The sequence below is a fragment of the Microbulbifer donghaiensis genome (assembly GCF_900129095.1).
In the GTDB taxonomy this organism is placed as follows: Bacteria; Pseudomonadota; Gammaproteobacteria; order Pseudomonadales; family Cellvibrionaceae; genus Microbulbifer; species Microbulbifer donghaiensis.
Genome location: NZ_FQVA01000001.1, coordinates 2,241,426 through 2,268,208 on the forward strand (window position 1 = coordinate 2,241,426; position 26,783 = coordinate 2,268,208).

Consider the following 26,783-nt stretch of genomic DNA (forward strand, 5'->3'; position numbering starts at 1 on the left):
TAGTTTTGACGCCGTAAGAACATTCCCTTCCTGACCCTTTTCCTCCCAATTGGCAGTTTTTGCTGTCATATTGTCATTTCTGCCAGCGCCGCACTGTGAAACACTGTGTCCATGGCAGAACAAAATCCCACATCGTCGCATCCGCTGAAAATTTCCATGGTGATCTACCCGGGCGCCCAGTGCCTGGATATTACCGGTCCGTTGGAGGTCTTTGCGCTGGCCAACCGCCAGTTGCGAGACGATGGTCTCCGTATCGACGATGTCTACGAAATTGAATTGCTGGCCGCAGCCGCCGGCCCGGTGGCCATGTCCTCCGGCATCAAATTGATCGCCGACCAGTCCTACCGCGAAGCCGGTGATATGGACACATTGCTTGTCTGTGGCGGAACGGATGAAAGCGCCGTCGCACAGCGAGCAAATGGCGATTTAACCGACTGGCTCAGGTCTCGCGCACAGAGGGTCAGGCGTTTCGGTTCCATTTGCAGCGGCGCACTGATTCTCGCCGGGGCCGGTCTGTTGGATGGCAGGCGCGCCACCACCCACTGGATGGACGTACCGGAGCTGCAAGGCTTTCCGGATATCGAGGTGGATCCAGATGCCATCTATGTGCGTGACGGGCACGTCTACACCTCCGCCGGCATAACTTCCGGCATCGATCTCGCGCTGGCAATGGTGGAGGAAGATTGCGGACGTAGACTCGCATTAAAAGTGGCGCGGCGCCTGGTACTGTACCTGAAGCGAGAAGGAGGGCAGACACAATACAGTGAACACCTATCGAGCCAGGTGGACAGCGATCAATTTGGACGGCTGATCGAGTGGATTTACCAAAATCTAGCCTCACCGATTACCGTTACGAAGCTCGCCGAAGAAGCCGCAATGAGTCCGCGCAATTTCGCGCGCTGTTTTTTGCAGGAAACCGGAGTGACCCCGGCCAAGTTTGTTGAGCGCGCGCGGGTGGAGAAATCGCGCCAGCTGCTGTCAGAGCAAAGTCTGCCGCTGGAAAAGATCGCCATGCAATGTGGTTTTCAATCGCAGGAACAATTACGACGAGCATTCCACAGGCAGATGGGCGTACTGCCGAGCAACTACCGAAAGCACTTTAATGGATAACAAAAACTTAGGGATTAGTATGCGGCTAAATTTTTTGACCTCGGCATTGATCAGCCTGTTGGTTCTATCCTCGGGTGCGCAGGCTCTACCGGACCGCGAAGTAAAAAAGTGGACGGAAGATTTAGACCGTTATCAGCAGCAGCTCGAAGAACAGCATATCAACCTTTACCACAGCGTCGGTAAAGCGCAGTTTACTGAGGCGTTGTCCGCGCTTAAGAAATCTCTGCCCGAGCTCAATGAGCAACAAGTACTGGTTGAGATGATGCGCATAACCCGTCTGGTGGGCGATGGGCACACGCAGTTTGCCATTTGGAGCGGTGATATTGCCTTCTTTCCCTTTAGGTTTGTCAATATCGATGGCACTTATCGACTGATCGCGACTAGCGAACCCTACAAACATTTAATCGGCTACAAACTGCGTTCTATCGATGGCATCCAGATCGATAAAATCGTTGCGCTTCTGACGCCTGTGGTGCAGGGCGTAGAAAATCAGTATTCATTAAAAGTACGTGTCACCGGCCACATCAGCTCAGCACCGGTTCTGTACGGGCTCGGCATTACGAAAACAGTCCACCGGGCACTTTACACATTTGAAGACGATGAGGGTCGGCAAGCAACGATTTCAGTTGCGTCTATACCGATGCGCCACTACCACGACCAGCTCGATCACACACTTGTCCCTGAGCGAATTCCTTTCGGTAAAAAACAAGTTTCCGAGAATGAAAATCTTTGGCTGTCCGCCGATGATGAAACCAAAACCGCATATGTCTATTTCCGCAGATATCCGAGCTTTTCCGACATGGAGGATTTCGCGGAAGATGTAAGAGAGTACCTCGACGAACACGAAACCAGGAATCTGATCATTGATCTGCGCGATAATGGCGGTGGCGATTTCTTTGTCGGACTGGGACTGGCTTGGGGGCTGGTACTCGCAGATGGTCTGGATTGGGAGCAGGGCGTCTATACCCTGATTGGTAACAGAACCTACTCTGCGGCCATGAGTAACGCGGCACAATTTCGGCAGATACTGCACGCAAAACTGGTGGGGGAACCAACCGGCGGCAATCCTGTTGGCTACCAGGATATGGATTCTTTTTCACTCCCGAATACGGGATGGACCATTACCTATTCAAAACGTAATTACCGATTTCAGGATTCATTTTCCAGCGGCGTAAGGCCGGACATAATGATCGAGACTGACTGGCCAAGCTACCGCAGTGGCATCGACAAACCACTCGCCTGGATCATGAAAGAGATATCCGACAGAAATCGCGCTTATTTAAACGCCGCAGCGAAACGGAAAGAAACACCCTGAAAACATCAGTGCACCGATCGGCGAGCATTGCGCTATCCGACGGAAGCAGTCGGCTTGTTTAGAAATTTACGGAAATAATATGACAAAAAGAAAAGGACTTTTGCTGGCGACAGTCTCGCTGCCGCTCATATTTCTCGGTTGGTGGCTTTGGCCCGTCTATCAGTTCTATGCCTGGAACAAGGGCTCGTTACCGCTAAACCCTATAGGCTGGCTGGAGTTACCGCGAGACAATCCATTGACGCAGGAGCTTTTCGACCTCACGTACAAGGAGGCTGGAACACAATCGCTTACCGCAATCGAGAAGCACCGGGAGAAAATCGCTTCACCGGCGATCTCCGCTGCCGTCGCCGCCTGCGGAAAATTGGTGTGGGCTGGGGCCGCAGGCTGGTCAGACATTGAATCAGAAACGCCGGTGAATACCGACACGCGATTTCGAATCGGCAGTACCTCCAAGGCGCTTACCGGCACGGCGTTGGCGCGCCTCGTACAAAGCGATCGTATAAACCTGGATACGCCAATTGTCCGCTACCTGGACCCACTGCCGAATACCGCGTGGAGCAGTATCACGCCACGACAGCTCGCGTCACATATGAGCGGACTACCGGACTATAAGGAAAACGGTGATCTGCCCGGTCTCTACCACACGCTGGCCCTGCGTCGTCACTATGACAGCGTAGAGAGCGCACTCGACGTATTTGACGGCAGCGAACTGATGTTCGAGCCCGGCAGTGATTTTCACTACTCGACATTCAATACGGTATTACTGGGCGCTGTCATCAGTGCCGTGGCAAAAGAACCCTACCTGAGCTTCATGCAACAGGAGGTTTTCGCTCCGGCGCAAATGAATGCAACGCTTCCCGCACCGGTGCGCGGTGATGTCGCCAACCGGATTGCCACGCCATACAAAAGCAATGGTATCACCGGCACGGAACACCGTGTGCGTGAATGGCGAGCCGTAGATCTCAGCCACCGCCTGCCCGGTGGTGGCTTCGTATCGACCCCTTCAGATTTGGTCCGATTGGGGATGCACTACCTCGATGACAGCTACCTATCGCCGCAAACACGACAACTGTTCTGGACGCCGCAGCAGCTACCGGACGGGACGACCAATGCACAGCACTATGCACTCGGGTGGCGAGTCTCGGAGCGTGAGATTAGCGGCCAGGGCTTGGTACAGGTGGTAAATCACGGCGGTGTCTCCCGCGGCGGTCAGAGCTGGCTGATGATATTGCCGGATTATCGAATGGCGGTGGCGGTGAATATTAACCGCAAGACAGACGTATTCTGGGATTTCGGCAGCGTGTCGCTGGAGATCGCCAGCGAATTTCTTCGCGCTTTGCCTGCGGCAGGCTGCCAGTCGCAGATCGCCCGCTCCGGCGAGTGATCTTTCGTAGCGAGAGCAACCAGATTGCGGTGCGCCATTTCGATATCCCGATTACGGAAGGCGCGCTGAACTGTGCTTACGAAGCGTTGGAACCTTTCTCTCGAGCTTTCCGCAAATTCACGGGACAGTCTCCATCTGAGTTGCGCGCACAACCTGCGTGGAAACAGTGGTACGCCAAAAATTGGCCGCTGCAATCAATTCGGAGTCAACAGGGCATGAGTCAAAAATATAATGGGCGGGTTCGCGTTCTCGATTTCCCTGCGACTGCCGTGGCAGTGCTGGAACATCGCGGCGATCCAAGGTTGGTGGGAAATACCGTGCGAGATTTTATCGGCTGGCGAAAACAAAATGACTTGCCGCCGCACAAGAGTGCGACATTCAATATTATCTACGACGATCCCGCGCAGGTCGCGCCGGCAGACTACCGCCTGGACCTTTGCGCCGCCTTCGATGGTGAAGTGGGAGAAAATACTTTCGGCATCGTCAAAAAAACAATTCCCGCGGGTCGCTGCGCGGTGCTGCGCCATACGGGCCCGGACGAAGGACTCGCAAAGTCTGTTAAATATCTCTATCTGGAATGGTTGCCGCAGAGTGGTGAAGAGTTGCGGGACTTCCCGCTCTATTTCCAGCGGGTGAAATTTTTCCCGGACGTGGCGGAAGTCGAAGCGGTTACGGATATTTTTCTGCCGCTAAAATAGCAGCGAAAACTAGCCCGGCCGATTTTTTTCGGCACTACCGCAATAAAAATTCGGCGAACTGCGCCAGGTCATCGAACACTGCAGTATCGGCCAGTTGCTCGTCCGGCTCGTTGATCAGCTGTAGCAGCGTCTGCTCGCCCGCACCAGTCTTCACCAGCACCGGCTTGCAGCCTTTCTCCAGCGCCGCCTGCAGGTCCTTTAGTTTGTCGCCGACCATGTAACTGCCGTGCAGGCTGGTATCGAATTCCGCCTCTATCGCATCCAGCAACCCGGCTTTCGGTTTGCGGCAGCGGCAGTCGTCATCGGGTCCGTGGGGGCAGTAGAAAATCGCGGCGATTTCGCCGCCGGCGTCTTCAACCAGCGCGCGCATCTTCGCGTGCATGGCTTCGAGATCGTCCAGGTCGAACAGGCCCCGGGCGAGGCCGCTCTGGTTGCTGGCGATCACCAACTGGTGGCCGGCCCGGCTCATGTCCGCCATTGCCTCGATGCTGCCGGGCAGCGGGATCCACTCGTCGGCGGATTTGACGTAGCCGTCGGAGTCATAATTGATGACGCCGTCCCGGTCCAGCACGATGATTGCCATGAAGAGTTTTCCGCAGTCAGACAATCGCCGCAGCCGGCATAACCGGCTGCGACAGGATTGGATGCTTGAATTACTTTGCCGGTACCAGCAGCGAAATATCCGCTACCTCGAGGAACAGCGCGCGCAGCTGCGCCAGCAATGCCAGGCGGTTATCGCGCAACTTCTCGTCATCGGTCATAACCATCACGTGGTCGAAGAAGCTGTCGACGGTGTCGCGCAGACCGGCGAGGCCGGCCAGGCCCTCGGCAAACATTGCGTCCTGATAGAGCGGCTCCACCTCGGTACGGGCGACTTGCACGGCGGCGTAAAGGGCTTTTTCCGCATCTTCCTGCAGCAGGCTCTCGTCTACCGTGTGCGGTACATTGCCTTCCAGCTTGGCGAGAATATTGGACACGCGCTTGTTGGCTGCCGCCAGCGCTTCGGCTTCCGGCAGCTGGCTGAAGGCGTGCACCGCGTGCACCCGGTTGTCGATATCCAGTGGGCGCGACAGCTTGCGCGCGGCTACTGAAAGGAATACTTCGGTGGCGATGCCCTGGTCCTCGTAGCGGGCGCGGAAGCGCTCGAGGATGTACTGCAGTGTCTGCTCGACGACGTTGTTGTATTCGCCCAGCGCGGTGCGCGGGAAATTGTTGCGGGCCAGTTCCAGCAGTTCGCGCAGGTCCAGGTCGAGTTTTTTCTCCACCAGGATACGGATAACGCCCAGGCTGGCGCGGCGCAGCGCGAAGGGATCGCGGGAGCCGCTCGGCGGCTGGCCGATACCAAAGATGCCCACCAGGGTGTCGAGGCGATCCGCCAGTGCGATCACGGTGCCGGTCTCACTGCGCGGCAGTTCGTCACCGGCAAACTTGGGCATGTACTGCTCGTACATCGCCTTGGCCACGTCGAGCGGCTCGCCATCGTTTTCCGCATAGTAGTAGCCGGCGATGCCCTGCATGTCCGCAAATTCGAACACCATCTCGGTGACCAGGTCGGACTTGCACAGGCGACCGGCGCGCGCGGCCCAGTCGGGATTTGCGTCTATCCTGTCGGCAATCTTCGCTGCCAGTACCGCCAGGCGCTCGGTCTTGTCGTATACCGTGCCCAGGTGCTGCTGGAAGATAACCTGCTTCAGCTTTTCCCGGCGCGCTTCCAGGCTGGTCTTCTTGTCGGTCTCGAAAAAGAAGGCCGCATCGGCGAGGCGCGGGCGAATCACCCGCTCGTTACCGTGAATCACCTGGGCCGGATCCTGGCTCTCGATATTGGACACGGTAATAAAGAACGGCAGCAGCTGCCCGTCCGGATCCACCACGTGAAAATACTTCTGGTGTTCCTTCATAGAGGAGATCAGCGCCTCGGCAGGCACTGCCAGGAAGCGCTCCTCGAAGCGGCCGGTCAGGGCCACCGGCCACTCCACCAGGGCGGTCACCTCGTCGAGCAGATCGTCGTCGATCACTGCCTCGCCGTTGACGTTATTCGCCTCGGCCATGACCTGTTCGCGGATGGTTTCGCGGCGCTCGGCGAAATCGGCGATCACATAGCCGGGCTCGCGCAGCTGCTGCACATAGTCGTGGGCGGAGTGGATTTCCAGTTCGCGGTTGCAGTGGAAGCGGTGACCGCGGCTGGTGTTGCCGGCCTGCAGCCCCAGTACCTCGCCGTCGACCACCTGGTTGCCGAACAGCATCAGCAGCCAGTGCACCGGCCGCACGAATTCCTCGCGGCGCGCGCCCCAGCGCATGCGCTTGGGGATCGGCAGCTGTGCCAGTGCCTTCTCGACGATGCCCGCCAGCAGGGTTTTGGTGGCGGCACCCTTCTGTTCACTGACGAAGGCGAGGCGCTCGCCCTTGTCGGTGTCGACGCGGCTCAGCTGCTCGACAGTGACGCCGTTGCTGCGCGCGAAGCCCTCGGCGGCCTTGCTCGGCTTACCCTCTTTATCGAAGGCGGCCTGCACGGCCGGGCCGAGTTTCTCTATCTGCTTGTCCTGCTGCTTGTCGGCCAGCGCGGACACCGCCACCGCCAGGCGGCGCGGCGCCGCATAGGCTTTCACCTCGCCGAACTCCAGCTCGGCGCCTTTCAGTCCCTGGGCGATACCGTCGGCAAAGGCGCTCATCAGCTTGTGCAGCGCTTTCGGCGGCAGCTCTTCGGTGCCCAGCTCTACCAGAAAATCCTGCGCCATTACTGCTTCTCCTCTTGCTCGACTTCTTCCGCCAGAATATCCGCGCGCAATTCCGCTGCCGCCAGCGGGAAACCGAGGGCGCGGCGCGCATCGTAGTAGGCCTGGGCCACAGCGCGGGCCAGGGTTCGCACGCGCAGAATGTAGCGCTGGCGCTCGGTAACCGAGATGGCGTGGCGCGCGTCCAGCAGGTTGAATGCGTGGGATGCCTTCATGACCTGCTCGTAAGCCGGCAGCGGCAGACCCAGCTCGATCAGGCGGCTGCTTTCACGCTCGCAGTGATCGAAGGTGGCGAACAGGAATTCCACGTCCGCCTGCTCAAAGTTGTAGTGGGACATCTCCACCTCGTTCTGGTGGAAGACGTCGCCGTAGGTGACCGGGGAACCGTCCGGGTTGCGGGTCCATACCAGGTCGTAAATGGATTCCACACCCTGCAGATACATGGCGATGCGCTCGAGACCGTAGGTGATCTCGCCGGTGACCGGGTAACACTCGAGCCCGCCCACCTGCTGGAAGTAGGTGAACTGGGTGACTTCCATGCCGTTCAGCCACACCTCCCAGCCGAGGCCCCAGGCGCCGAGGGTGGGGGACTCCCAGTTGTCCTCGACGAAGCGGATATCGTGCACCGCCGGATCCACGCCCATGGCGCGCAGGCTGTCCAGGTACAGATCCTGGATATTGTCCGGTGACGGCTTCATCACCACCTGGTACTGGTAGTAGTGCTGCAGGCGGTTGGGGTTCTCGCCGTAGCGGCCGTCGGTGGGGCGGCGGCACGGCTGTACATAGGCGGCGTTCCAGGTCTCGGGGCCCACGGCGCGCAGGAAGGTGGCCGGGTGAAAGGTACCGGCGCCCACTTCCATATCCAGAGGCTGTAGAATGACGCACCCTTGGCGCGCCCAGTAATCCTGCAGGGCAAAAATCAAACCCTGAAAGGTGCTGAGGTCATATTGCTTGGACACCGCTATCTCCGGATCAGTATGTGCTTTGGGCAAAGGGACGCAATTATAGCGGTAGCGGGTTGCGCACTAAAGGCGCCGCGGCCGCACAATCCGCACTGAATGGCCATACTTGGCCCTGGACAGGCCTGTCCGAACTCGAATTTTGCATAGGAAGTTGTTGCATTGGATATCAAGGGGCGCCTGGCTGCCGGCGCACTCAAACTGATCGGCAAACTGCCGCTGCGCTGGTCGCGCCGGCTCGGCTGGGTTTTCGGCCAGATGGCGGTGCTGACCCGCGGCGATAGCCTGCGTATCAGCCGCATCAATCTCGGCCTCTGTTACCCGGCCATGGACGCGAACAAGCGGGAAAAGCTCGCCCGCGACAGCGTGGTCCACACCGCCATTACCGGCTGCGAAGTGGCAACCATCTGGCACCAGCCGTGGAACCACAGCGAGGACCAGATAGTGCGGGTACGCAACCAGCAGCTGCTGTCCGACCGCGCCGACGACGGCCGCGGTGTATTGGTATTGATGCCGCACACCGGCAACTGGGAAATTTTTGGCATGTACCTGGCGACCCTGGGGCCTTCCACCGCTCTCTACGCGCCCCCTAAAATCGCCTCGCTGGACCCGATCATCCGCGCCGGCCGCGAGGCCACCGGCACGACGATGGTGCCGACCAACATGCACGGCGTGCGCTCGTTGCTGAAGGCGCTGAAGGCGGGCAATATCGTTATGGTGCTGCCGGATCAGGAGCCGGATATGGGCGGCGACTTCGCCCCCTTCTTCGGCAAGCCGGCGCTGACCATGACCCTGGCCCACAACCTGCTGCAGCGCACCGGCTGCCGCTGTGTGTTCGGCTTCGGCAAGCGGGTGGAGGGCGGCTTCGAGCTGGTGTTCCTGCCCGCCGAGCAGGCGATCTACAGCGACGAGCAGAAGGTTTCGCTGGCGGCGATGAACCGCGGCGTCGAGGCCTGTATCGCCGAAGCGCCGGAACAGTACCAGTGGGAGTACAAGCGCTTCCGCAAGCAGCCGGAAGGAAAAAGCCGCATTTATCGCAAGAGCTGACGGCGGCAAGGCTGACGCTTGCTAGGCTCTAGCGGATCCCCGCGGAGATTTCTATGAGCCCAAAACTGCCTTCCCTGTTGCCTTTGGCAATCGTCGCCGTATTCGGATTGCTGCAATTCCTTGCGCTGGCACTGCTATGGGGGCACCTCGGGCAGCTCAGTCCGGTATCGCGCTGGCTAATGGACAACCTGACTGGCACTGCCTGGTTTTACCCGCTGCTGTGGCTGCACGACCTGCTGATCAATGTGCTTCTCTGCCTGCCACTGGTGCTGCTGATCCGGCGCATCAGTGACCGCCATTCCGTGCCGCTGCTGGTCGCAGCCGTGGTGCCCGCCTTTGTCTATTTCAACTGGCCGCTGTTGGGTAGCGGTATCGCGGTAACGTTCTGGCACTTGGCCGGCTGGGTCAGTACGTTGGTGATGGTGCCGCTAGCGTTTCTGTTGATGGCGCGCTTCCGTCAACGGTAGTTCGGCCAGATTGCCGATCGACTGTGTCGGTGCGGGCGACTCAATGGCGCCAGAAGGCCGGCGTCAGCAGCACCAGCAGGGTAAAGATTTCCAGGCGCCCCATCAGCATCGCCAGGATCAGGAACCATTTGGCCACCTCGTTGACGGAGCCGTAGTGGGCGGCGGCGTCACCGAGGGCCGGACCTATATTGCTGAGGCAGGAGGCGACGGTGGAAAAGGCGGTGACGAAGTTCTCCCCGGTGGCCATCACGATTACGGTGAACACGAAGAAAGACAGAATGTAGACCGCGAAGAAGCCCCACACGGCATCGGTGACCCGTTCCGGCACTATCTTGCGGTTTACCTTGATGGGGATGACTGCGTTGGCGTGTACCAGGCGGTTCAGTTCGCGCAGGCCGGACTTCATGATCAACATGCCCCGCACCGCCTTGATGCCACCGCAGGTGGAACCGGCACAGGCACCGAGAATGCCCAACAGCAGCAGCACATACGGCAGGAAGGCGGGCCAGGCGGAGAAGTTTTCCGAAGCGAAACCGGCCGTGGTGCCAATGGAAACCACCTGGAAGAAACCGTGCAGGAAACTGCCGCTGGGTGTGAACATGCCCAGATACCACAGGTACAGGCTGATCGACAGTGCGGCGCACAGGGTCAGCATGACCCAGAAGCGGAACTCGGAATCCTGCCAGTAGTGACGCAGGCTGCGGTTGCGGAAGGCAAAGAAGTGCAGACCGAAATTGATCGCAGCGGTAAACATGAACACGATGCAGATAGCCATGATCGCATGGTTATTGGCATAGAAGCCCATGCTGGCATCGTGGGTGGAAAAGCCGCCGTTGGCCACCGTGGAGAAGGCGTGACCTATGGCATCGAACGCTGTCATGCCGGCCCACCAATAACCGAGGCCGCACAATATCGTCAGGATCACATAGATCACGATCAGCGCGCGCGCCGTCTCGGCGATGCGCGGTGTCAGTTTCGTATCTTTTACCGGGCCGGGAATTTCGGCCTTGTACAGCTGCATGCCACCGATACCCAGCATCGGCAGGATGGCCAGTGCGATTACGATCACGCCGATACCGCCGAACCACTGCAATTGCTGGCGGTAGTAGAGAATCGCCGGCGGCAGGCTGTCGAGACCGGTGATGACCGTGGCACCGGTGGTGGTGAGTCCGGAGATAGATTCGAAAATCGAATCGGTGACGCCGAGATCCGGTTGCGGGCTGATGATCAGCGGCAGCGAACCGAAACTGCCCAGTACCAGCCAGAATAGCGATGTCACGACGAAGCCGTCACGCGTGCGCAGTTCCTGCCGCAGGTCGTGCACCGGCAGCCACATAAACAGGCCGGTGACCAGCGTGATGACAAAGGCGGCGCTGAAGGCGGTGTGGGTGTTGTCGTGATACCACAGCGACACGGCGATAGGCGGCAGCAGTGTCAGGCTGAACACCGTCAGGAGTATTCCGAAAATTCGCGCAATTACTGCAATTCGCATCGGCGCCTATCAGCCTGTTATCTAATGAATATGTGGAGGCGCCGCGCGCTACCGCCGGACACTTCCAGCTCCCGTGTTCGAATAATCAGAAGAAACTGAAGCCCACCTGGAACAGCTGCTCCACGTGGCGCGTCTGCCGGCGGTCCACCAGGAATACGATCACGTGATCGTCGCTCTGCACTACCACGTCGTCGTGGGCAATCAGCACTTCACTGCCGCCGTCGGTTTCGCGGACGATGGCGCCGATGGCGGCCCCCTCCGGCAGGTCGATATCCTCGATCTTGCGCCCCACCACCCTGGAGGTGCGGCTGTCGCCGTGGGCGATCACCTCGATGGCCTCGGCGGCGCCGCGGCGCAGCGAGTGCACGTTCACCATATCGCCGCGGCGCACATGGGTCAGCAGGCTGCCGATCGTGTTCTGCTGCGGCGAGATGGCGATATCGATCTCGCCGCCCTGCACCAGGTCCACATAGGCGCGGTTGTTGATCAGGGTCATCACCTTGCGCGCACCCAGCCGCTTGGCCAGCAGCGACGACATGATGTTGGCCTCGTCGTCGTTGGTCAGCGCGAGGAACACATCGGTATCCTCGATGTTTTCCTCCAGCAGCAGATCTTGATCCGAAGCGCTACCGTGCAAGATGATGCTGTGGGAGAGTTCCTCCGACAGGAACACACAGCGCTCGTGGCTCTGTTCGATGATCTTGACCGCGTAGCGGTTTTCCAGCTTGTGCGCCAGGCGCAGGCCGATGTTGCCGCCGCCGGCAATCACGACGCGCTTGTACCCGTGTTCCAGCCGGCGCAGCTCGCTCATCACCGCGCGAATATCTGCGCGCGCGGCGATAAAGAAGACCTCGTCGCCGGCCTCGATCACCGTGTCGCCCTGCGGGATAATCGGGCTGTTGCGGCGGTAGATGGCGGCGACGCGGGTATCCACCTTGGGCATATGCTCGCGCAGGTAGCGCAGCTGGTGTCCCACTAATGGCCCGCCCTGAACGGCGCGCACCGCCACCAGCTGTACGCGGCCGTCGGCGAAATCCAGCACCTGCAGCGCCCCCGGGTGCTCCATCAGGCGCGCGATATATTCCGATACCAGCTGCTCCGGGCTGATCAGCACATCGATAGGAATCGCCTGGGTGTCGAACAGTTGCGGGTATTGCAGGTAGGAGGCGGCGCGCACGCGGGCAATCTTCGTGGGCACGCGAAACAGCGAGTGGGCGATCTGGCAGGCCGCCATATTGGTTTCGTCGTTATTGGTGACCGCCACCAGGATATCGGCATCCTCGATACCGGCATCCAGCAGAATATCCGGGTGGGAGGCGTGGCCGACGACCACGCCGATATCGATGCGGTCGCCCAGCTCGCGCAGGGTTTTCTCGTCGCTGTCGATCAGCACAATGTCGTTGCGCTCGGAGGCCAGCGCCTCCGCCAGTGACCCGCCCACCTGGCCGGCGCCGAGAATGACAATTTTCATATCAGATAAGGCTCGCGGTTCTAACCGCTGTTATTCGGCTTTGCTCAGCAGAGCGTAGTAGAAACCGTCGCCACCATCGGGCCGCGGAAACAGCTGTATGCCCGCCGCCTGCGGTTTGCCCCAGGGCTCGCCGCCCAGTAATTGCGGGGTATTGTCGCTCGCATCCTCGGTCTCCGCAACGAAGGCCGCTACCACCTCACTGTTTTCCGCCGGCAGGACGGAGCAGGTCGCGTACAACAGCTTGCCGCCGGGTTTCAGAATCTGCCACATGGCGCGCAGGATACGACCCTGCAGCTGTGCCAGTTCGGCAATATCCTCCTCGCGGCGCAGCAGCTTGATATCCGGGTTGCGGCGAATCACGCCGGTGGCGGAGCAGGGCGCATCCAGCAGGATGCAATCGAAGGGCTGGCCGTCCCACCAGGCGTCCGATTCGGCGGCGTCGGCACAGATCAGTTCGGCGTCACAGCCGATGCGCGCCAGGTTTTCCGCGACGCGATCGAGGCGCTCCTCATCGATATCCAGGGCGCTCAGGTGCACCGACGGCTGTTGTTCCAGCAGGTGGCAGCTCTTGCCGCCGGGCGCGGCGCAGGCATCCAGTACTCTATCTTCCGCGGCGGGTGCCAGCAGCAGTGCCGACAGCTGTGCCGATTCGTCCTGCACGCTGACCAGTCCCTCGGCAAAGCCGGGCAGTTCGCTGACGGCGCAGGCCGCGGCGAGGGTGATGCCCACCGGCGAGATGGTACAGGGCTGTGCGGCAATATTCGCGGCCTTGAGCTGCTGCAGGTAGTCGTCGCGGGAAACCCTGGCGCCGTTGACGCGCAGCGTCATTGGCGGATTGGCGTTGTTGGCGCGGAAGATGTCGGCGGCCGCGTCTGGCCAGGCGGCCTTGATGCGCTGCTGCAACCACGCCGGATGCATGGAGCTGAACTGAGGATTACCGGACAGTTTGCGCTGCAGCTGTTCGCGGCTGCGCTGGGCATTGCGTAAAACGCCGTTGATAACGCCGGTGGCGCGATCGAGTTTGAGCGTGCGCGCGGCGTTGACGGTAGCGGAAATCGCCGCGTGATCGGGAATGCGGGTGTATTCGAGCTGGTAGAGCCCGAGCAGAATCAGCGCCTCGACCTCGATGTCCGCCGGCGGCTTGCGCAGCAGTTTGCCCGCCAGCAGTTGCAGCCGCGGCGCAGTGCGCGCGCCGCCGTAACAGAGTTCGCGCAGCAGTGCGCGATCGCGCTCGTCGACCCGTTCTTCGGCGCGTGGCAACAGCCGCGCCAGCGAGCCCCGGCCGTCGAGCAGTGAAGCCAGTACCTGTGCCGCCAGGGCGCGTACGTCGCCACGTGCGTCGAGTTTCATTTACAGTCCCAGTTGCGTACCGGGCGCGAATAGCTCCCGGTAGCCTTTCAGTATTTCCGCCGCCGGCAGAGCCTTCTTGCCCGGCAGCTGCAGTAGCTGCAGGCGCAGTGCCTCGCGCCCGCAGGCCACCAGGATACCTTCGTTGTCGGCGCCGATAATCGTGCCCGGCGTATCGCCGTGGCAGCCGCGCTCCAGTTGTGCGCTGTAGATACGCAGGCGCTGTTCACCTTTGCTGTCGGCGTACGTCGTCCAGCAGACCGGAAACGGATTGAAGGCGCGAATCTGCCGGTGCAGCTCTTCGGCGGGGCGCTGCCAGTCGATGCGCGCCTGCTCCTTGGAAATCTTGTCGGCGTAATTGGCGCGGGAATCATCCTGGATCTGCGGGGTGGCGGCGCCGGCGGCCAGCTGCCGCAATGCCTCGAGCAGTGCCGGTCCGCCTAGCTCTGCCAGCTTGTCGTGCAGGCTGCCGCCGGTGTCGGCCGGGGTGATGGCGCAGCGGCTTTCTACCAGCACCGGGCCGGTATCCAGGCCGGCCTCCATCTGCATGATGGCCACACCGCTCTCGGCGTCGCCGGCTTCGATAGCGCGCTGGATCGGCGCGGCACCGCGCCAGCGCGGTAGCAGGGACGCGTGCACGTTGACGCAGCCGAGCCGCGGGGTATCGAGAACCGACTGCGGCAGTATCAGGCCGTAGGCGACCACCACCATGATGTCTGCCTGCAGTGCGGCCAGTTCCGCCTGGGCCTGCTCGTCGCGCAGGCTCACAGGTTGGTAGACGGGAATAGCCTGCTGCTGCGCCAGCTGCTTGACCGGGCTGGCGAGCAGTTTCTTGCCGCGTCCCGCCGGTCGGTCCGGCTGGGTGTAGACGGCAATGACATTGTGCTCGCTGTCGAGCAGCGTCTGCAGGTGCACGGCGGCAAAGTCCGGCGTGCCGGCGAAGATGATATTCAGGGGCTGAGTCATAGATTCGGTGTGGAAGAGCCGCCGCAATATGCGGCGGCGGGTCATCTGAATTGTCGGAAGCGTGTCAGGCGCGCTGGCGCTGGGCCTTTTCCAGTTTGGAGCGGATGCGATTGCGCTTGAGAGGGGAGATGTAGTCCACGAACAGTTTGCCGTCCAGGTGATCCACCTCATGCTGGATACAGACCGCCAGCAACCCCTCGGCCTCGATGGCAAAGGCCTCGCCGGCGCGATCCAGCGCTTTCACGCGCACCTTGCGCGGTCGCTCGACCGTCTCGTAAAAACCGGGCACCGACAGGCAGCCTTCGTCGTACTGGTGAATTTCCTCTTCCAGTACCTCGATTTCCGGGTTGATAAACACCAGCGGCTCGCTCTGGTCTTCAGACACGTCGATGACCACGATGCGCTGGTGCACATTGATCTGGGTCGCGGCGAGGCCGACTCCGGGCGCTGCATACATGGTTTCGAACATATCGTCGACCAGTTGGCGCAGCTCGTCGGTCACCTCAGAGACAGGTTTTGCGACCTGCCGCAGGCGCGGATCGGGGAATTCAAGAATCTCAAGTTTGGCCATAACACCCTGGGCATCTCTATAAATCTAGTGTGCGCGCCCCTGGCGGCGGCCGGCGGTGTTCGGAATACGCAAAGCACTCGCCACTCTCGCGGGGCGGGCTATGCTCGTGTACTTCTGGTATACACCGCTTGATCCGCTCCGACGGTTACCACCAGTTACGCGCTCGCCACGATTTCCAGAGCCGTCCAGCTGTGACAAACCTCTAGTAATCGTGGAACTTGCGCTGATAACATAATGATCGCGCTCGATATTTGCCGAATGGAGTCATATATTTTGCTGACGCTTCGCGTCAGGCTCCAGCTACTCTCCCGGGCTGATTCCCGGTGGCGCAGCGGCCCGGCGCTGTGAATTATAGCGATAAAGAGCATAGGAATGCTTCCATGAAAAAAATAATCCTGGCCGCTGCCGCAATGCTGGCGGTGACTTTTGGCATTCAGGCGCAGGATCAAGTGCGCCTAAATCCGAATCACCCGGATGTCTATGTGGTGCAAAAGGGCGACACACTCTGGGATATTTCCGGCAGATTCCTCGCCCAGCCCTGGTTTTGGCCGGAAATCTGGCAGGTCAATCCACAAGTCGAAAACCCCCACCTGATTTATCCGGGCGACCGGCTGCGTCTGGTTTACGTGGAAGGCCAGCCGCAGCTGCACCTCGAGCGCGGCCCGGCCGCCTACAAGCTGACGCCGGCAGCGGACAGCACCAGCCTGCACCCGCAAGTGCGCCGCGAGGCCGTGGGCGAGGCGATTCCCGCCATTCCGCTGGACGCCATCAATGCCTTCCTGTCGCGCACCCGTATCGTGGCGCCCGACGCATTTAGGGGCACCCCCTACGTGGTTTCCGGCGCCGATCAGCGCATCCTGATGGGGGCCGGCGAAAAAATTTACGCCCGCGGCGATTTCCGTGTGCCGCTGGCCTCCTACGGCATCTACCGCCCCGGTCCGGTTTACGTCGATCCGGTAACCGGAGAAACCCTGGGCCAGCAGGCGCTGGATATCGCTACCGTCGATCTGCTGCAGCTGGACCCGGATCGCCGCGAGGAATTTGCGGTAGCCACGCTGGGCGTTGCACGCACCGCCCGTGAAATCCGCCTGGAAGACCGGCTGCTGCCGGTGGAAGAGCGCTCCATCGCCGCGCTGTTCCAGCCGGGTGCTCCGCCGATGCCGGTGGAAGGCGTGATCCTCGGCGTAGAAGAGGGTGTTACCCAGATCGGCAAGTACGACGTGGTGGTGGTTAACCAGGGCGAACGCGAGGGCCTGCAGCCCGGCCATGTGCTGGCCATATACAAGCGCGGCGCTATCGTGCGCGACCGTATCGCGCGCGACAACGTCAAACTCCCGGACGAACGCGCCGGTGTGATGATGGTGTTCCGCACTTTCGAGAAAATGAGTCTCGCCCTGGTGCTGGAGGCAGATCGCCCGCTCGAGGTCATGGACCTGGCGCGCAATCCCTAAGCGCCAAGTTGAATAGGCGGCGGGTCTTTCTGTTTGGCCCGCCTGTCTGCTGAAAAAACAGAAACACACGGTAGATCGCATGGACGCGCTGACCGCCACCCTGGCCCTGCTGCGACTGGAGGGCATGGGCCCCGGCCGCTATTGGCAACTACTCGAACACTTCGACAGCCCCGTCGCGGCGCTGCACTCCCTCCCCGATTCCCTGCTGCACAAACTGCCCGCGCGCGCCCAACAACAGTGGCGAGAATTTGCGCGTTGCGGCGAACAGAGCGCACTGCTCACCTGGACATATGCGGAGCGCGAGCGCTGCGCAGACGCCGGTGTAGCGCTCATTCATTGCGGCGACGAGGACTACCCACACCTGTTGGCCGAGATATCCCGCCCACCGCCGCTGCTCTATGTCCGCGGTGCTCGCGGCGCACTGCAGCTGCCACAGCTTGCTGTCGTCGGCGCCCGCCGCGCGAGTGCCGGCGGCCTCGACAATGCGCACGCGTTTGCCGCGGACCTGGCCGGAGCCGGCTTTGCGATTACTTCCGGGCTGGCGCTTGGCGTGGATGCGGCGGCGCACCGGGGTGCGCTCAAGGCCGGCGGTGTCACCGTCGCGGTACTCGGCAGCGGCGTCGACCGGCTCTACCCGCGGCGCAATGTCGCCTTGGCAGAGGAGATTGTCGCCGGCGGCGGTGCGCTGGTCAGTGAGCTGCCGCTGGGGAGTCCTGCGGAGGCGGCGAACTTCCCGCGCCGTAATCGCATTATCAGTGGTCTTTCGATCGGCGTGCTGCTGGTGGAGGCGGCGCTGCGTTCCGGTTCGCTGATTACTGCGCGGCTCGCGCTGGAACAGAACCGCGAGGTATTTGCGATTCCCGGCTCGATTCACAATCCGCTGGCGCGCGGCTGTCACCGTATGATCAAAGACGGCGCTGCCTTGGTGGAGACGAGCGCGGATATCGCCGGGCAGCTGGGCGGCCTGCTGGCAGAGCCGGCGACCACCGCGGCGCCGGCCACCAACGCACCGCCCGCTGCTCGCCGGCAATTGCAGCCGCGCGACTTGCGTGTGATCGACGCTCTGGGTGGGGATCCCCGCAGTTTGGAGCAACTGGCACGAGATAGTGGTGAAAGTGCCGGGGAGTTACTAGCGCTGTTACTACAGCTGGAGTTGGCGGGTTTGATCGAGCAGGTTCCCGGCGGCTACCAGCTCACTCCGCGAGGGGCGGCCTATTTGCAGCCGGTTGATTGAAGAGGCGAACGAGAGGCAGCGATGGCTTTGCCGTCGCCCGATTCGCGACTCAAGCCGGTGACGTCAATACTCGTTCTGGTGCGCCACTAGTTCGATTGTTATGGACAGATGCGCAGGCGCCTTTATTCCATACGCCGATCCGGGAGGAGGTGATTGTGTCGATATGCAGGCTGGCTATGGCGACCATTGCGCTCACCGGTGCGGCTTCTATGGCCGCTCAAGCGCAGAGTTGCACGTCCCTGGACGATTTGCAGTGGTTACTTGGCAGCTGGCACTACCAGGATGCCAGCAAACAGATGATGGAGCGCTGGCAGCGAGTCAGCGCTCATACGTTCGAGGGCATAGGTGCGAGCGAGACGGAAAACTCCGGTGGCGACAGGGACATAGAAATACTGCGCCTGACCGAGATGTCCGGTGAGATCTTCTATCTGGCCAAGGTCAGCCACAATGCGCTGCCGGTGGCGTTTAAGATGACGGCCTGTCGTGACAACGAGGCGGTGTTTGAGAACCCTGAGCACGATTTTCCCAGCCGGCTGGAGTACCGTCTGCTGGATCCGAATCGACTGCGGGTATCGGTCGCGGGAACTAAGGGCAAGCGATTCATCTTGAACTTTCGCCGGCCATTGCAGTAGGGCGCACGAGCGGCCGCGTACCAGACAGCCCTTACATTTGACGGGGACAATCTTTCGGCGCTTTCCAATCTCGAGCGGGCGTTGCACGAAAAGGGCAATCTGGTCGTCGCCGCCGAGTTAGCCGCACGCTTGCGACAATACCGTCAGAAAAACCCCTATTACTGGTACGCCCTGGCACTGAAATCCTATAGGCGCGGGAAATACAGTTCGGCCGCAGAATTCGCCCAGGATGCCATCGCGATCGAAGGGGCGGACCACCGCTTCCACTTTTTACTCGGCATGGCGCGCTATCAATTGGGTAGTGGAAATTACCGGCGAAACTTCCGACAGGCGATGGAGCTGGCGGGCAGCGATGACAACCTGCGGCAGTACCAACGCAAAATGGAACGGCTTGGAGAAGACATTGCGCCGGAGAATACCGCGCAACAAGTTCGCGTTCGGCACAACCCAAATTGGTGGTGGTACATTTCCCACTAGTCGCGGCGAGTCGGTCATTGCGCGACGAGACAGCATTTCCCCACATAAGGACGTGAGTCTGCCAGACTAAAACTTGTGCAGCGAAGTGCAATCCGCTAGATTGCCGCGCTTTCCCAAGTCGACAGTGTGAAGAGAGCTGAAATGGGCAAGCCTTTTGTCGCCGTCCTGACGGATTCCGACTGCTACCTGCCGATGATGGAAACCATCTTCGGCGTCCTGTAATGAAATATTCGCCGCTGGCAGTAAAAGAAGCCGTCCGCGTCCTGGCCGCGGGCGGTGTCATAGCCCACCCCACCGAGTCCGTGTGGGGCCTGGCCTGCGATCCGCACAACCTGCAGGCGGTGGAGAAGCTGCTGCGTCTCAAGAACCGCCCGCTGGAGAAGGGCCTGATCCTGGTATCCGGTGATGAGGCCGACTTCGGCGAACTGCTGCAGAACCTGAGCGGCAGCCAGCTTCAGCAAATGCACAGCACCTGGCCCGGCCCGGTCACCTGGCTGGTGCCCCATTTCGAACGCGTACCCCCCTGGATCAGCGGCGCCCACCACTCGGTGGCCCTGCGCTGCACCGATCACCCGTTCACCGCGGCGCTGACGCGCGCCTTCGGCGGTGCTATCGTGTCCACCTCGGCCAATCCTGCGGGATGCCAGCCGGCGCGGCAGAAATATCAGGTGTTGCGCTACTTCGGCGACGAGCTGGACTTCGTCGGCGGCGGTGCCACCGGCGGTCGCAGTGCACCCAGCGAGATCCGCGACTTGATCAGCGGGAGAATTTTGCGCCCGGGCGGCTGAAGGCTTTTTTGCTCACGTGGCTGAAGGCTCTTTCGCTCACATGGCTGAAGGCTCTTTCGCTCACATGGCTGAAGGTTCTTTCGCTGACATGGCTGAAGGCTCTTGCGCGCCGGCACCCGATCCCCCTAAACAGACAGTTGTTTCCTACCATGAGTGAAGTCGATATCGACGCCGTTAAGAACTACCTGCTGGACCTGCAGGATCGTATCTGCAATGCCCTCGGCGCCGAAGATGGCGCCGAGTTCCGCGAAGACGCCTGGGAGAGACCCGGCGGAGGCGGTGGCCGCACCCGCGTGCTGGAAGAGGGCGCGCTGATCGAGAAAGGCGGAGTCAATTTCTCCCACGTCTACGGTGATGGATTGCCTCCCTCGGCGACGGCCAACCGCCCGGAACTGGCGGGGCGCTCCTTCGAGGCGATGGGCGTGTCGCTGGTGATCCACCCGCGCAATCCCCATGTGCCCACCAGCCACGCCAATGTGCGCCTGTTCGTTGCCGAGAAGCCCGGCGCGGAACCCGTGTGGTGGTTCGGCGGCGGCTACGACCTGACCCCGTATTACGGCTGTCACGAAGATGTGGTGCACTGGCATAGCACCGCGCGAGATGCCTGCGCGCCTTTCGGGGAAGAGGTGTATCCGCGCTTCAAGAAATGGTGTGATGACTACTTCTACCTGAAGCATCGCCAAGAGGCGCGCGGTGTCGGTGGGCTGTTTTTCGACGACTTCAACGAGGGTGGGTTCGAAAACGCCTTTGCATTGATGCGCGCTATCGGCGACAGCTACCTGGATGCCTACCTGCCGATCGTGCAGAAGCGCAAGCACACTGAATACGACGAGCGCGAGCGCAATTTCCAGCTGTACCGCCGCGGCCGCTACGTGGAGTTCAACCTGGTCTACGATCGCGGCACCCTGTTCGGCTTGCAGAGCGGCGGGCGTACCGAATCGATCCTGATGTCGCTGCCGTCACTGGTGCGCTGGCAGTACGACTGGCACCCGGAGCCGGGCTCCGCGGAAGAAAAACTCTACACGGATTTCCTGCCGCACCGCGACTGGATTTAACGGAGATTCCTATCCGTAGGATGGGCAAAGCGAAGGCAGAAAACTGCTCCCTGCGTTTTCTGCATGCCCGCCATCCATGGCGGGCTCGTGCCCATCGGATACCGATTGATGGGCACGTCGCTACGCTCCTTTGCCCATCCTACAAACCGAACCAAGGGGAGGCGCTGTGCACAAGGCCCGACTGGAAGATATTAATAAACTGTTCCTGGAGTATCGCCGCCAATTCGAAATCGGCGACGCGGAGCAGGTCGCGGACTTTTACCGCTTCCCACTGCACTACTATCGCGAGGATGGCAGCAAGCTGACAGTGACGCGGCAAGAGTTCGTTCAGCAGGTCGACAAACTGCTGAATGCCTATCGCCGCCTGCAGGTCAGCCAGATCGTCGGCACGGTCACCGATGTGATCGAGCTGAATGACAACAGCAGCCTGGCGACATTGAACTGGATATTGCTGTACCCGCAGGGCGACAAGAGCGCGGAACTCTACAGCTCCACCACCCGCTACCTGGTGACCGACACGGAGGGTGGCCTGAAAATTGACGGCCTGATCCTCGTCGACGAGAGTGTGAAGATTCGCGGCGCCGTGCGCGCGCGCAAGGGATCGGCCAAGGGATCGGCCAGGTGACGGACCAGTACGCCGTGGTCGGCAACCCGATAGCCCACTCACTGTCGCCGCAGATTCACGGCGCCTTCGCCGCGCAGACCGGAGAAGACATCCACTACGGAAAACACCTGGTGGAAAAAGACCGCTTCGCGGACTTTGCGCGGGAATTTTTTAGCGGTGGCGGTCGCGGTCTGAATGTCACAGCGCCGTTCAAGTTGGACGCCTGCAGGTTTGCGGACCAACTCACCGAGCGCGCCCGCGCCGCAGGCGCAGTAAATACCCTGGCAAAACAGGGCGACGGCAGTGTGCTCGGCGACAATACCGATGGAGCAGGCCTGGTGGCCGATATCCGCGACAACCTGGGCTGGGAAATCCGCGGCAATAAAATACTGCTGCTCGGCGCCGGCGGTGCCGTCCGCGGCGCGTTGCTGTCGATATTGCAAGAGGGGCCGCAGGTGATCCATATCGCCAACCGCACCGCGCAAAAAGCGCAGCAGCTAGCGCAGGATTTTTCCGGGTATGGCCGCATTACCGCCAGCGGGCTGGACGCGGTGCCGGCGGGTTTCGACCTGGTGATTAATGCCAGCGCCGCCAGCCTCTCCGGCGAACTGCCGCCGCTGTCGCCGCGCTCGCTGGCGCAGGGGTGCCGCACCTACGATATGGTCTACGGTGCCGAGCCGACCCCGTTTATGCGCTGGGCGGAGCAGTTGGGAGCTGAGACTGCCGATGGGCTGGGTATGCTGGTAGGGCAGGCGGCGGAAGCCTTTTACCTGTGGCGGGGCGTGCGCCCGGCAGTGGCGCCGGTGCTGGATATGCTGCGGGCGGAACTGCGCAATAAGCGTGACGCCAGCGCCAAATAACTCTTCTTCACTGATCGGTCACGGAAAGATGCCGTGACCATCCCGCCAGACTATCGTTCTAGGGCCTGTAACGGGCGCGAAACCGTCGAAACTACAGGCCGAAACCACCGCAAAGCGCCATGTGGCGTACTTTCTGCCGGAGTTTTGGTATCCTCTCGCCCCTTAATTTTGGGCCGGGTCGGGCATTTCCTGTGGCGAGACCCGTTTCCTTCCCCGCTGCTGGCGGCGAATAGCGCCTCACCGGCGCGTGCGAAACACTGGAGTTAACCGCAAGTGAAACAGCTTCCGTTTGAAAAAGTCACCATTGTGATGGGGTCCCAATCCGACTGGCCGACCATGGAAATGGCGACCAAGCCCCTCGCTGAGCTGGGAGTTCCCTTTGCCACGGCGGTCGTTTCGGCCCACCGCACTCCCCAGCGGATGGTGGAGTTCGCCACCACGGCGCACGAGCGCGGCACCAAGGTCATTATTGCCGGGGCCGGTGGCTCCGCCCACCTGCCGGGCATGATCGCGGCGCTGACGCCGCTGCCGGTGATCGGCGTACCGGTGGCGAGCAAGTTTATGACCGGCATGGACAGCCTGCTGTCCATTGTGCAGATGCCCAAGGGTGTGGCCGTCGCCACCCAGGCGGTGGGCGCTTCGGGTGCCTATAACGCGGGACTGATGGCGGCGCAGATGCTGTCTCTGTCCGACGCGGAACTGCAGCAGCGCCTGATTGCGTGGCGCGAGAACCAGAGCGCAGGCGTTCCTTTCGAAGTTGAATAACTTCTGCCCGTTAACAGCAGTTGGCAATTGTTGAGGTGTACCAGAGATGACAGTCAGGCGAGTTGGCATAGTGGGTTGCGGCCAGTTGGCGCAGATGATGGCCCAGGAGGCGCGCCCGCTGGGGATCGAATTCAGTTTCCTCGCCGAAGGTGACGAGAACACCACTTGTGTGGACGGTCTCGGCACCATCGCACACGCCCACGAAGGCGATGATATCGAATCGCTCTACCGCGCCATGGGCAGCCCCGAAGTCATCACTGCCGAGCGCGAACAGGTTTCGGTGGCACTGCTGCGCGCGCTGGAAAAATTCTGCCCCGTCTACCCGCGCCCGGATGCGTTCGAGACAACCCAGCACCGCGTGCGGGAAAAAACCGCCATCACCGCAGTCGGGCTGCCGGTGGCACCTTTCCTGCCGGCCAACAACTACGCCGAGATCTGCGCGGCCGTCCAGCAACTCGGTTATCCGTCGTTCATCAAAAGCTGCGAGCACGGCTATGACGGCAAGAACCAGTGGCGGGTCAACAGTGATGAAGATCTTGCTGCCATCAGTGATGCGCCCGAGATGGAATACGTGGTGGAACAGGGGGTGAACTTCTCCCGTGAAGTCTCCCTGATCGGCGCCCGCACCGCGGATGGACAAGTGGTGACCTACCCGCTGGCGGAAAACGACCATTACCGAGGCACACTGCTGGTCTCCACCGCACCGGCGCCGCACGTCAGTGAAGCGCTGCAACACACCGCCGAGGAATACCTGGCGAAACTGATGAGCGCCTGGGACTATGTGGGCGTGCTGGCCATGGAGTGTTTCGTCACCGAGAACGGCCTGCTGATCAATGAGCTGGCACCGCGGGTGCACAACAGTGGCCACTGGACCCTCGCCGGTGCGGAAACCAGCCAGTTTGCCAATCATGTGCGCGCGATCCTCGGCATGCCGCTGGGGGAAACCCACTGCGACCGCCCCGCGGTGATGATCAATATGCTGGGCGTCGACGAGAAACCGGCACTGCCTAACGAGGGTGTCTGGTCCTACGGCAAGGAACTGCGCCCGGGGCGCAAGATGGGGCATGTGATTTTGCTGGACGACTCCCAGGAGGCGCTGGCTGCGCGTATCGACAGCATGCTGGAAGCACTCTACGGCCCATCCAAAAGACCTGCCTGACTAAGTTAAGGCCGGGGCGGGCCTGCTGCCGGCCTTAACTTAGCGCCAGTCCCACCTGAGTTTGAAACCCGTTCGCGGTCCTTACTGCGAGATCTGGCATACTGATGCCCGTTTGTCCCGTCGGGTTTTTTCCCGGCGGGGATCAATAAATGGGGGTATCGGTGCGAGAATTTATTAAAAACCTTTCCGTCTGTTTTGCTGCTGGCTGCCTTGCCGGACTGGCCTATGCGCTGGGTCTCTGGGCCATGGGTCACTACGGTTTCACCCGCTGGGTCGGTGTCGACATAGCGCCCTACCTCTCCAACACCTACCTGTACCAGCGCATCGTCTGGGGCGGAATCTGCGGACTGATCTTCCTACTGCCGTGGCGCAAGTCGTGGCTGGCGCGCGGCTTTTTCCTGTCGCTGATTCCGGCCGGCATTATGTTGCTATTGTTGCTGCCGATGCGCGGTTACGGCCCCGGCGCGGTGGCGCTGGGCATGATGACACCGCTGGTGATCATCCTCGCCTGCGCCCTCGGCGGTATCGCCGCGTCCGGATTGCTGCGCGTGCAGGGAAAATAACCCTGAACCGCTTCTGGACTCGATGCGGTTGGGCCACCTCTGTAGGAGCCTGCTTGCAGGCGAACGAGAACGGAACTCCGTAGCCCTTCGCCTGCAAGCAGGCTCCTACAGGGGGGTGAGTGTTAATTCAATCGTATTGCCCCTAGATCTCGCGGGTTTTCCAGCTGCCACGGGAGAAGAGCCATAGGGTAAACAGCCCCACCGAGGTCTCGGTGATAAATACCCCCCAAAAGACGCCGGAGTGCTGCCAGTCCAGGGGTACCGCCAGGTACCAGCACAGCGGTATCTGGATCAGCCAGAAAAACACCAGGTTGATCTTGGTGGGGGTGGCGGTATCGCCGGCGCCGTTGAACGCCTGTACCGAAACCATCCACCAGCCGTAGACGAAGTAGGAGTAGGAGAGAATCCGCAGCCACTCGCCGCCGATGGCGATCACCGCCGCGTCCGCGGTGAAAATGCCCATCAGCTGCTCGTAGTAGAGGAAGTAGGCCACCGATACGCCGAGCAGGAAAATCATGTTGTACAGGCCGATCAGCCACACGGAGGACTCGGCGCGGCCCGGCTGCCCGGCGCCCAGGTTCTGGCCCACCAGGGTGGCGGCGGCGTTGGACAGGCCCCAGGCGGGCATCAGGGTAAACATCATGATGCGCACGGCGATAGTGGCACCGGCCACCGCATCATTGCCCACTTCGGCGAGGATGCGCATCAGGAATATCCATGAAGTCATGGCCACGATCATCTGGCCGATACCGCCGAGTGCCGTGCGCACAATTTCGAGGGCCACTTTCGAATTCCACACCAGCTGCGAGCCGAATGCGCGGATATGCTTGCCGCCGCGGAAGAGGATCCACAACTGCATGGCTACGCCTACACTGCGGCCGATGTTTGTGGCTATGGCGGCGCCCTCGATGCCCATGGCGGGAATCGGCCCCAGGCCGAATATCAGGATGGGGTCGAGCAGCATATTGATGCCGTTGGCGATCCACAGCACGCGCATGGCGATGGCCGCGTCCCCGGCGCCGCGGTAGACGGCATTGATCACGAACAGCAACATGATCACCGCGTTGCCGCCCAGCATCCACTGGGTGTACCTGTATCCCTCTTCAAGCGCCCAGGCATCCGCGCCCATCAGCGCCAGCAGTTCCCTGGCATAAAAGATGCCGGTGAGCGCAAACGGCAGTGAAACCAGCAGGGCAATAAAAATCGCCTGCACCGCCGTGAGGCCCGCGTCGGCACTCCTCTTCTCGCCGACGCGCCGCGCTACCAGGGCGGTGACGGCGGTGGCGAGACCTATGCCGATGGCGTAGAGCAGGAACAGGTAGGTTTCGGTCAGGCCCACGGTGGCGACGGCCGAAGCCCCGAGCTTGCCCACGAAGTAGATATCCACCACCGCGAAGGTGGCCTCCATGACCAGCTCAAGCACCATGGGCACCGCCAGCAGGAATACGGCGCGACGCATGCCGATGCGGGTGTAGTCCGCCTCGGTACCGCGGATGGCGTTCACAAGTTCGCGCCACAGGGAGCGCGCGCTTGCGGGAGGCGCACTGGCGGAGAGGGTGCTGGATTCGGTCATGGTCGGGTATCCACCGGCTTGTCCGGGTAAAACTGGGGTGAGACCCCCCGCCGGATTCCCGCG

26 protein-coding genes are annotated in these 26,783 nt (G+C 61.2%); 17 read left to right on the top strand and 9 right to left on the bottom strand.

Annotated elements, in window-relative coordinates; translation table 11 throughout:
• The first annotated feature begins 111 nt into the window (after positions 1 to 111).
• From BUC36_RS09610 to BUC36_RS18590, 4 genes are all read left to right on the top strand, one after another.
• The gene (locus BUC36_RS09610; RefSeq protein WP_073274051.1) at positions 112 to 1,110 is read left to right on the top strand and encodes a GlxA family transcriptional regulator; all 999 of its coding nucleotides are present in this window, start codon (positions 112 to 114) and stop codon (positions 1,108 to 1,110) included.
• On the top strand, positions 1,103 to 2,425 hold the full coding sequence (locus tag BUC36_RS09615) for a S41 family peptidase (protein ID WP_084535775.1): 1,323 nt from the start codon (positions 1,103 to 1,105) through the stop codon (positions 2,423 to 2,425). The genes BUC36_RS09610 and BUC36_RS09615 overlap by 8 nt, the downstream gene beginning before the upstream one ends.
• Positions 2,426 to 2,504: 79 nt before the next feature.
• On the top strand, positions 2,505 to 3,809 hold the full coding sequence (locus BUC36_RS09620; protein WP_084535777.1) for a serine hydrolase domain-containing protein: 1,305 nt from the start codon (positions 2,505 to 2,507) through the stop codon (positions 3,807 to 3,809).
• Positions 3,810 to 3,838: 29 nt separating this feature from the next.
• Positions 3,839 to 4,507 (top strand): AraC family transcriptional regulator, encoded by a 669-nt coding sequence (locus BUC36_RS18590; protein WP_234994937.1) that lies wholly within the window; start codon positions 3,839 to 3,841, stop codon positions 4,505 to 4,507.
• A gap of 34 nt (positions 4,508 to 4,541) precedes the next feature.
• Here BUC36_RS18590 and gmhB read toward each other — a convergent pair whose 3' ends face one another.
• From gmhB to glyQ, 3 genes are all read right to left on the bottom strand, one after another.
• Complete coding sequence (gene gmhB, locus BUC36_RS09630; RefSeq protein WP_073274061.1) at positions 4,542 to 5,090, bottom strand: D-glycero-beta-D-manno-heptose 1,7-bisphosphate 7-phosphatase; 549 nt, start codon at positions 5,088 to 5,090, stop codon at positions 4,542 to 4,544.
• Between the two features lie 70 nt (positions 5,091 to 5,160).
• The gene (gene glyS, locus BUC36_RS09635; RefSeq protein WP_073274063.1) at positions 5,161 to 7,242 is read right to left on the bottom strand and encodes a glycine--tRNA ligase subunit beta; all 2,082 of its coding nucleotides are present in this window, start codon (positions 7,240 to 7,242) and stop codon (positions 5,161 to 5,163) included.
• Positions 7,242 to 8,198: a glycine--tRNA ligase subunit alpha gene (glyQ, locus tag BUC36_RS09640; RefSeq protein ID WP_073274065.1), complete on the bottom strand. Its 957-nt coding sequence runs from the start codon at positions 8,196 to 8,198 to the stop codon at positions 7,242 to 7,244. The genes glyS and glyQ overlap by 1 nt, the downstream gene beginning before the upstream one ends.
• Before the next feature lie 162 nt (positions 8,199 to 8,360).
• On the opposite strand from glyQ, the gene BUC36_RS09645 reads away from it, so the two are divergent.
• A complete protein-coding gene (locus tag BUC36_RS09645) occupies positions 8,361 to 9,245 on the top strand; it encodes a lysophospholipid acyltransferase family protein (RefSeq protein WP_073274067.1) in 885 nt (294 codons plus the stop codon).
• 53 nt (positions 9,246 to 9,298) lie between these two features.
• On the top strand, positions 9,299 to 9,712 hold the full coding sequence (locus BUC36_RS09650) for a hypothetical protein (protein ID WP_073274071.1): 414 nt from the start codon (positions 9,299 to 9,301) through the stop codon (positions 9,710 to 9,712).
• Between the two features lie 40 nt (positions 9,713 to 9,752).
• Here the strand turns inward: BUC36_RS09650 and BUC36_RS09655 are convergent, their stop codons facing one another.
• From BUC36_RS09655 to def, 5 genes are all read right to left on the bottom strand, one after another.
• A complete protein-coding gene (locus BUC36_RS09655; RefSeq protein ID WP_073274073.1) occupies positions 9,753 to 11,204 on the bottom strand; it encodes a TrkH family potassium uptake protein in 1,452 nt (483 codons plus the stop codon).
• Positions 11,205 to 11,289: 85 nt separating this feature from the next.
• A complete protein-coding gene (gene trkA / locus BUC36_RS09660) occupies positions 11,290 to 12,675 on the bottom strand; it encodes a Trk system potassium transporter TrkA (RefSeq protein ID WP_073274075.1) in 1,386 nt (461 codons plus the stop codon).
• A gap of 30 nt (positions 12,676 to 12,705) precedes the next feature.
• Positions 12,706 to 14,025: a 16S rRNA (cytosine(967)-C(5))-methyltransferase RsmB gene (gene rsmB / locus BUC36_RS09665; RefSeq protein ID WP_073274077.1), complete on the bottom strand. Its 1,320-nt coding sequence runs from the start codon at positions 14,023 to 14,025 to the stop codon at positions 12,706 to 12,708.
• Entirely contained in the window at positions 14,026 to 14,988 is a 963-nt protein-coding gene (gene fmt / locus BUC36_RS09670; RefSeq protein WP_073274811.1) for a methionyl-tRNA formyltransferase, read from the bottom strand.
• A 64-nt stretch (positions 14,989 to 15,052) separates the two neighbouring features.
• Complete coding sequence (def, locus tag BUC36_RS09675; protein WP_073274079.1) at positions 15,053 to 15,559, bottom strand: peptide deformylase; 507 nt, start codon at positions 15,557 to 15,559, stop codon at positions 15,053 to 15,055.
• Positions 15,560 to 15,939: 380 nt separating this feature from the next.
• On the opposite strand from def, the gene BUC36_RS09680 reads away from it, so the two are divergent.
• From BUC36_RS09680 to BUC36_RS09730, 11 genes are all read left to right on the top strand, one after another.
• The gene (locus BUC36_RS09680; protein WP_073274082.1) at positions 15,940 to 17,010 is read left to right on the top strand and encodes a LysM peptidoglycan-binding domain-containing protein; all 1,071 of its coding nucleotides are present in this window, start codon (positions 15,940 to 15,942) and stop codon (positions 17,008 to 17,010) included.
• 79 nt (positions 17,011 to 17,089) lie between these two features.
• The gene (gene dprA, locus BUC36_RS09685) at positions 17,090 to 18,244 is read left to right on the top strand and encodes a DNA-processing protein DprA (protein WP_073274084.1); all 1,155 of its coding nucleotides are present in this window, start codon (positions 17,090 to 17,092) and stop codon (positions 18,242 to 18,244) included.
• Between the two features lie 176 nt (positions 18,245 to 18,420).
• The gene (locus BUC36_RS09690) at positions 18,421 to 18,876 is read left to right on the top strand and encodes a DUF6265 family protein (RefSeq protein ID WP_073274086.1); all 456 of its coding nucleotides are present in this window, start codon (positions 18,421 to 18,423) and stop codon (positions 18,874 to 18,876) included.
• 81 nt (positions 18,877 to 18,957) lie between these two features.
• Entirely contained in the window at positions 18,958 to 19,353 is a 396-nt protein-coding gene (locus BUC36_RS09695) for a tetratricopeptide repeat protein (RefSeq protein ID WP_073274087.1), read from the top strand.
• A 221-nt stretch (positions 19,354 to 19,574) separates the two neighbouring features.
• Positions 19,575 to 20,141: an L-threonylcarbamoyladenylate synthase type 1 TsaC gene (locus BUC36_RS09700; RefSeq protein WP_073274089.1), complete on the top strand. Its 567-nt coding sequence runs from the start codon at positions 19,575 to 19,577 to the stop codon at positions 20,139 to 20,141.
• Between the two features lie 149 nt (positions 20,142 to 20,290).
• On the top strand, positions 20,291 to 21,196 hold the full coding sequence (hemF, locus tag BUC36_RS09705; RefSeq protein ID WP_073274092.1) for an oxygen-dependent coproporphyrinogen oxidase: 906 nt from the start codon (positions 20,291 to 20,293) through the stop codon (positions 21,194 to 21,196).
• Between the two features lie 166 nt (positions 21,197 to 21,362).
• On the top strand, positions 21,363 to 21,821 hold the full coding sequence (locus tag BUC36_RS09710) for a hypothetical protein (protein WP_073274094.1): 459 nt from the start codon (positions 21,363 to 21,365) through the stop codon (positions 21,819 to 21,821).
• Positions 21,818 to 22,660 carry a shikimate dehydrogenase gene (gene aroE / locus BUC36_RS09715; RefSeq protein ID WP_073274096.1) on the top strand — a complete coding sequence of 281 codons (843 nt, stop codon included), beginning with the start codon at positions 21,818 to 21,820 and terminating at the stop codon, positions 22,658 to 22,660. Before BUC36_RS09710 ends, aroE begins: the two co-directional genes overlap by 4 nt.
• 273 nt (positions 22,661 to 22,933) lie before the next feature.
• A complete protein-coding gene (gene purE / locus BUC36_RS09720; protein ID WP_084535781.1) occupies positions 22,934 to 23,425 on the top strand; it encodes a 5-(carboxyamino)imidazole ribonucleotide mutase in 492 nt (163 codons plus the stop codon).
• A 46-nt stretch (positions 23,426 to 23,471) separates the two neighbouring features.
• Positions 23,472 to 24,584 carry a 5-(carboxyamino)imidazole ribonucleotide synthase gene (locus BUC36_RS09725; RefSeq protein ID WP_073274098.1) on the top strand — a complete coding sequence of 371 codons (1,113 nt, stop codon included), beginning with the start codon at positions 23,472 to 23,474 and terminating at the stop codon, positions 24,582 to 24,584.
• A gap of 161 nt (positions 24,585 to 24,745) precedes the next feature.
• Positions 24,746 to 25,147, top strand: coding sequence for a hypothetical protein (locus tag BUC36_RS09730; protein WP_234994938.1), 402 nt, complete (start codon positions 24,746 to 24,748; stop codon positions 25,145 to 25,147).
• Between the two features lie 142 nt (positions 25,148 to 25,289).
• Here BUC36_RS09730 and BUC36_RS09735 read toward each other — a convergent pair whose 3' ends face one another.
• Positions 25,290 to 26,720 (bottom strand): MATE family efflux transporter, encoded by a 1,431-nt coding sequence (locus BUC36_RS09735; protein ID WP_073274103.1) that lies wholly within the window; start codon positions 26,718 to 26,720, stop codon positions 25,290 to 25,292.
• Positions 26,721 to 26,783: the final 63 nt, after the last annotated feature.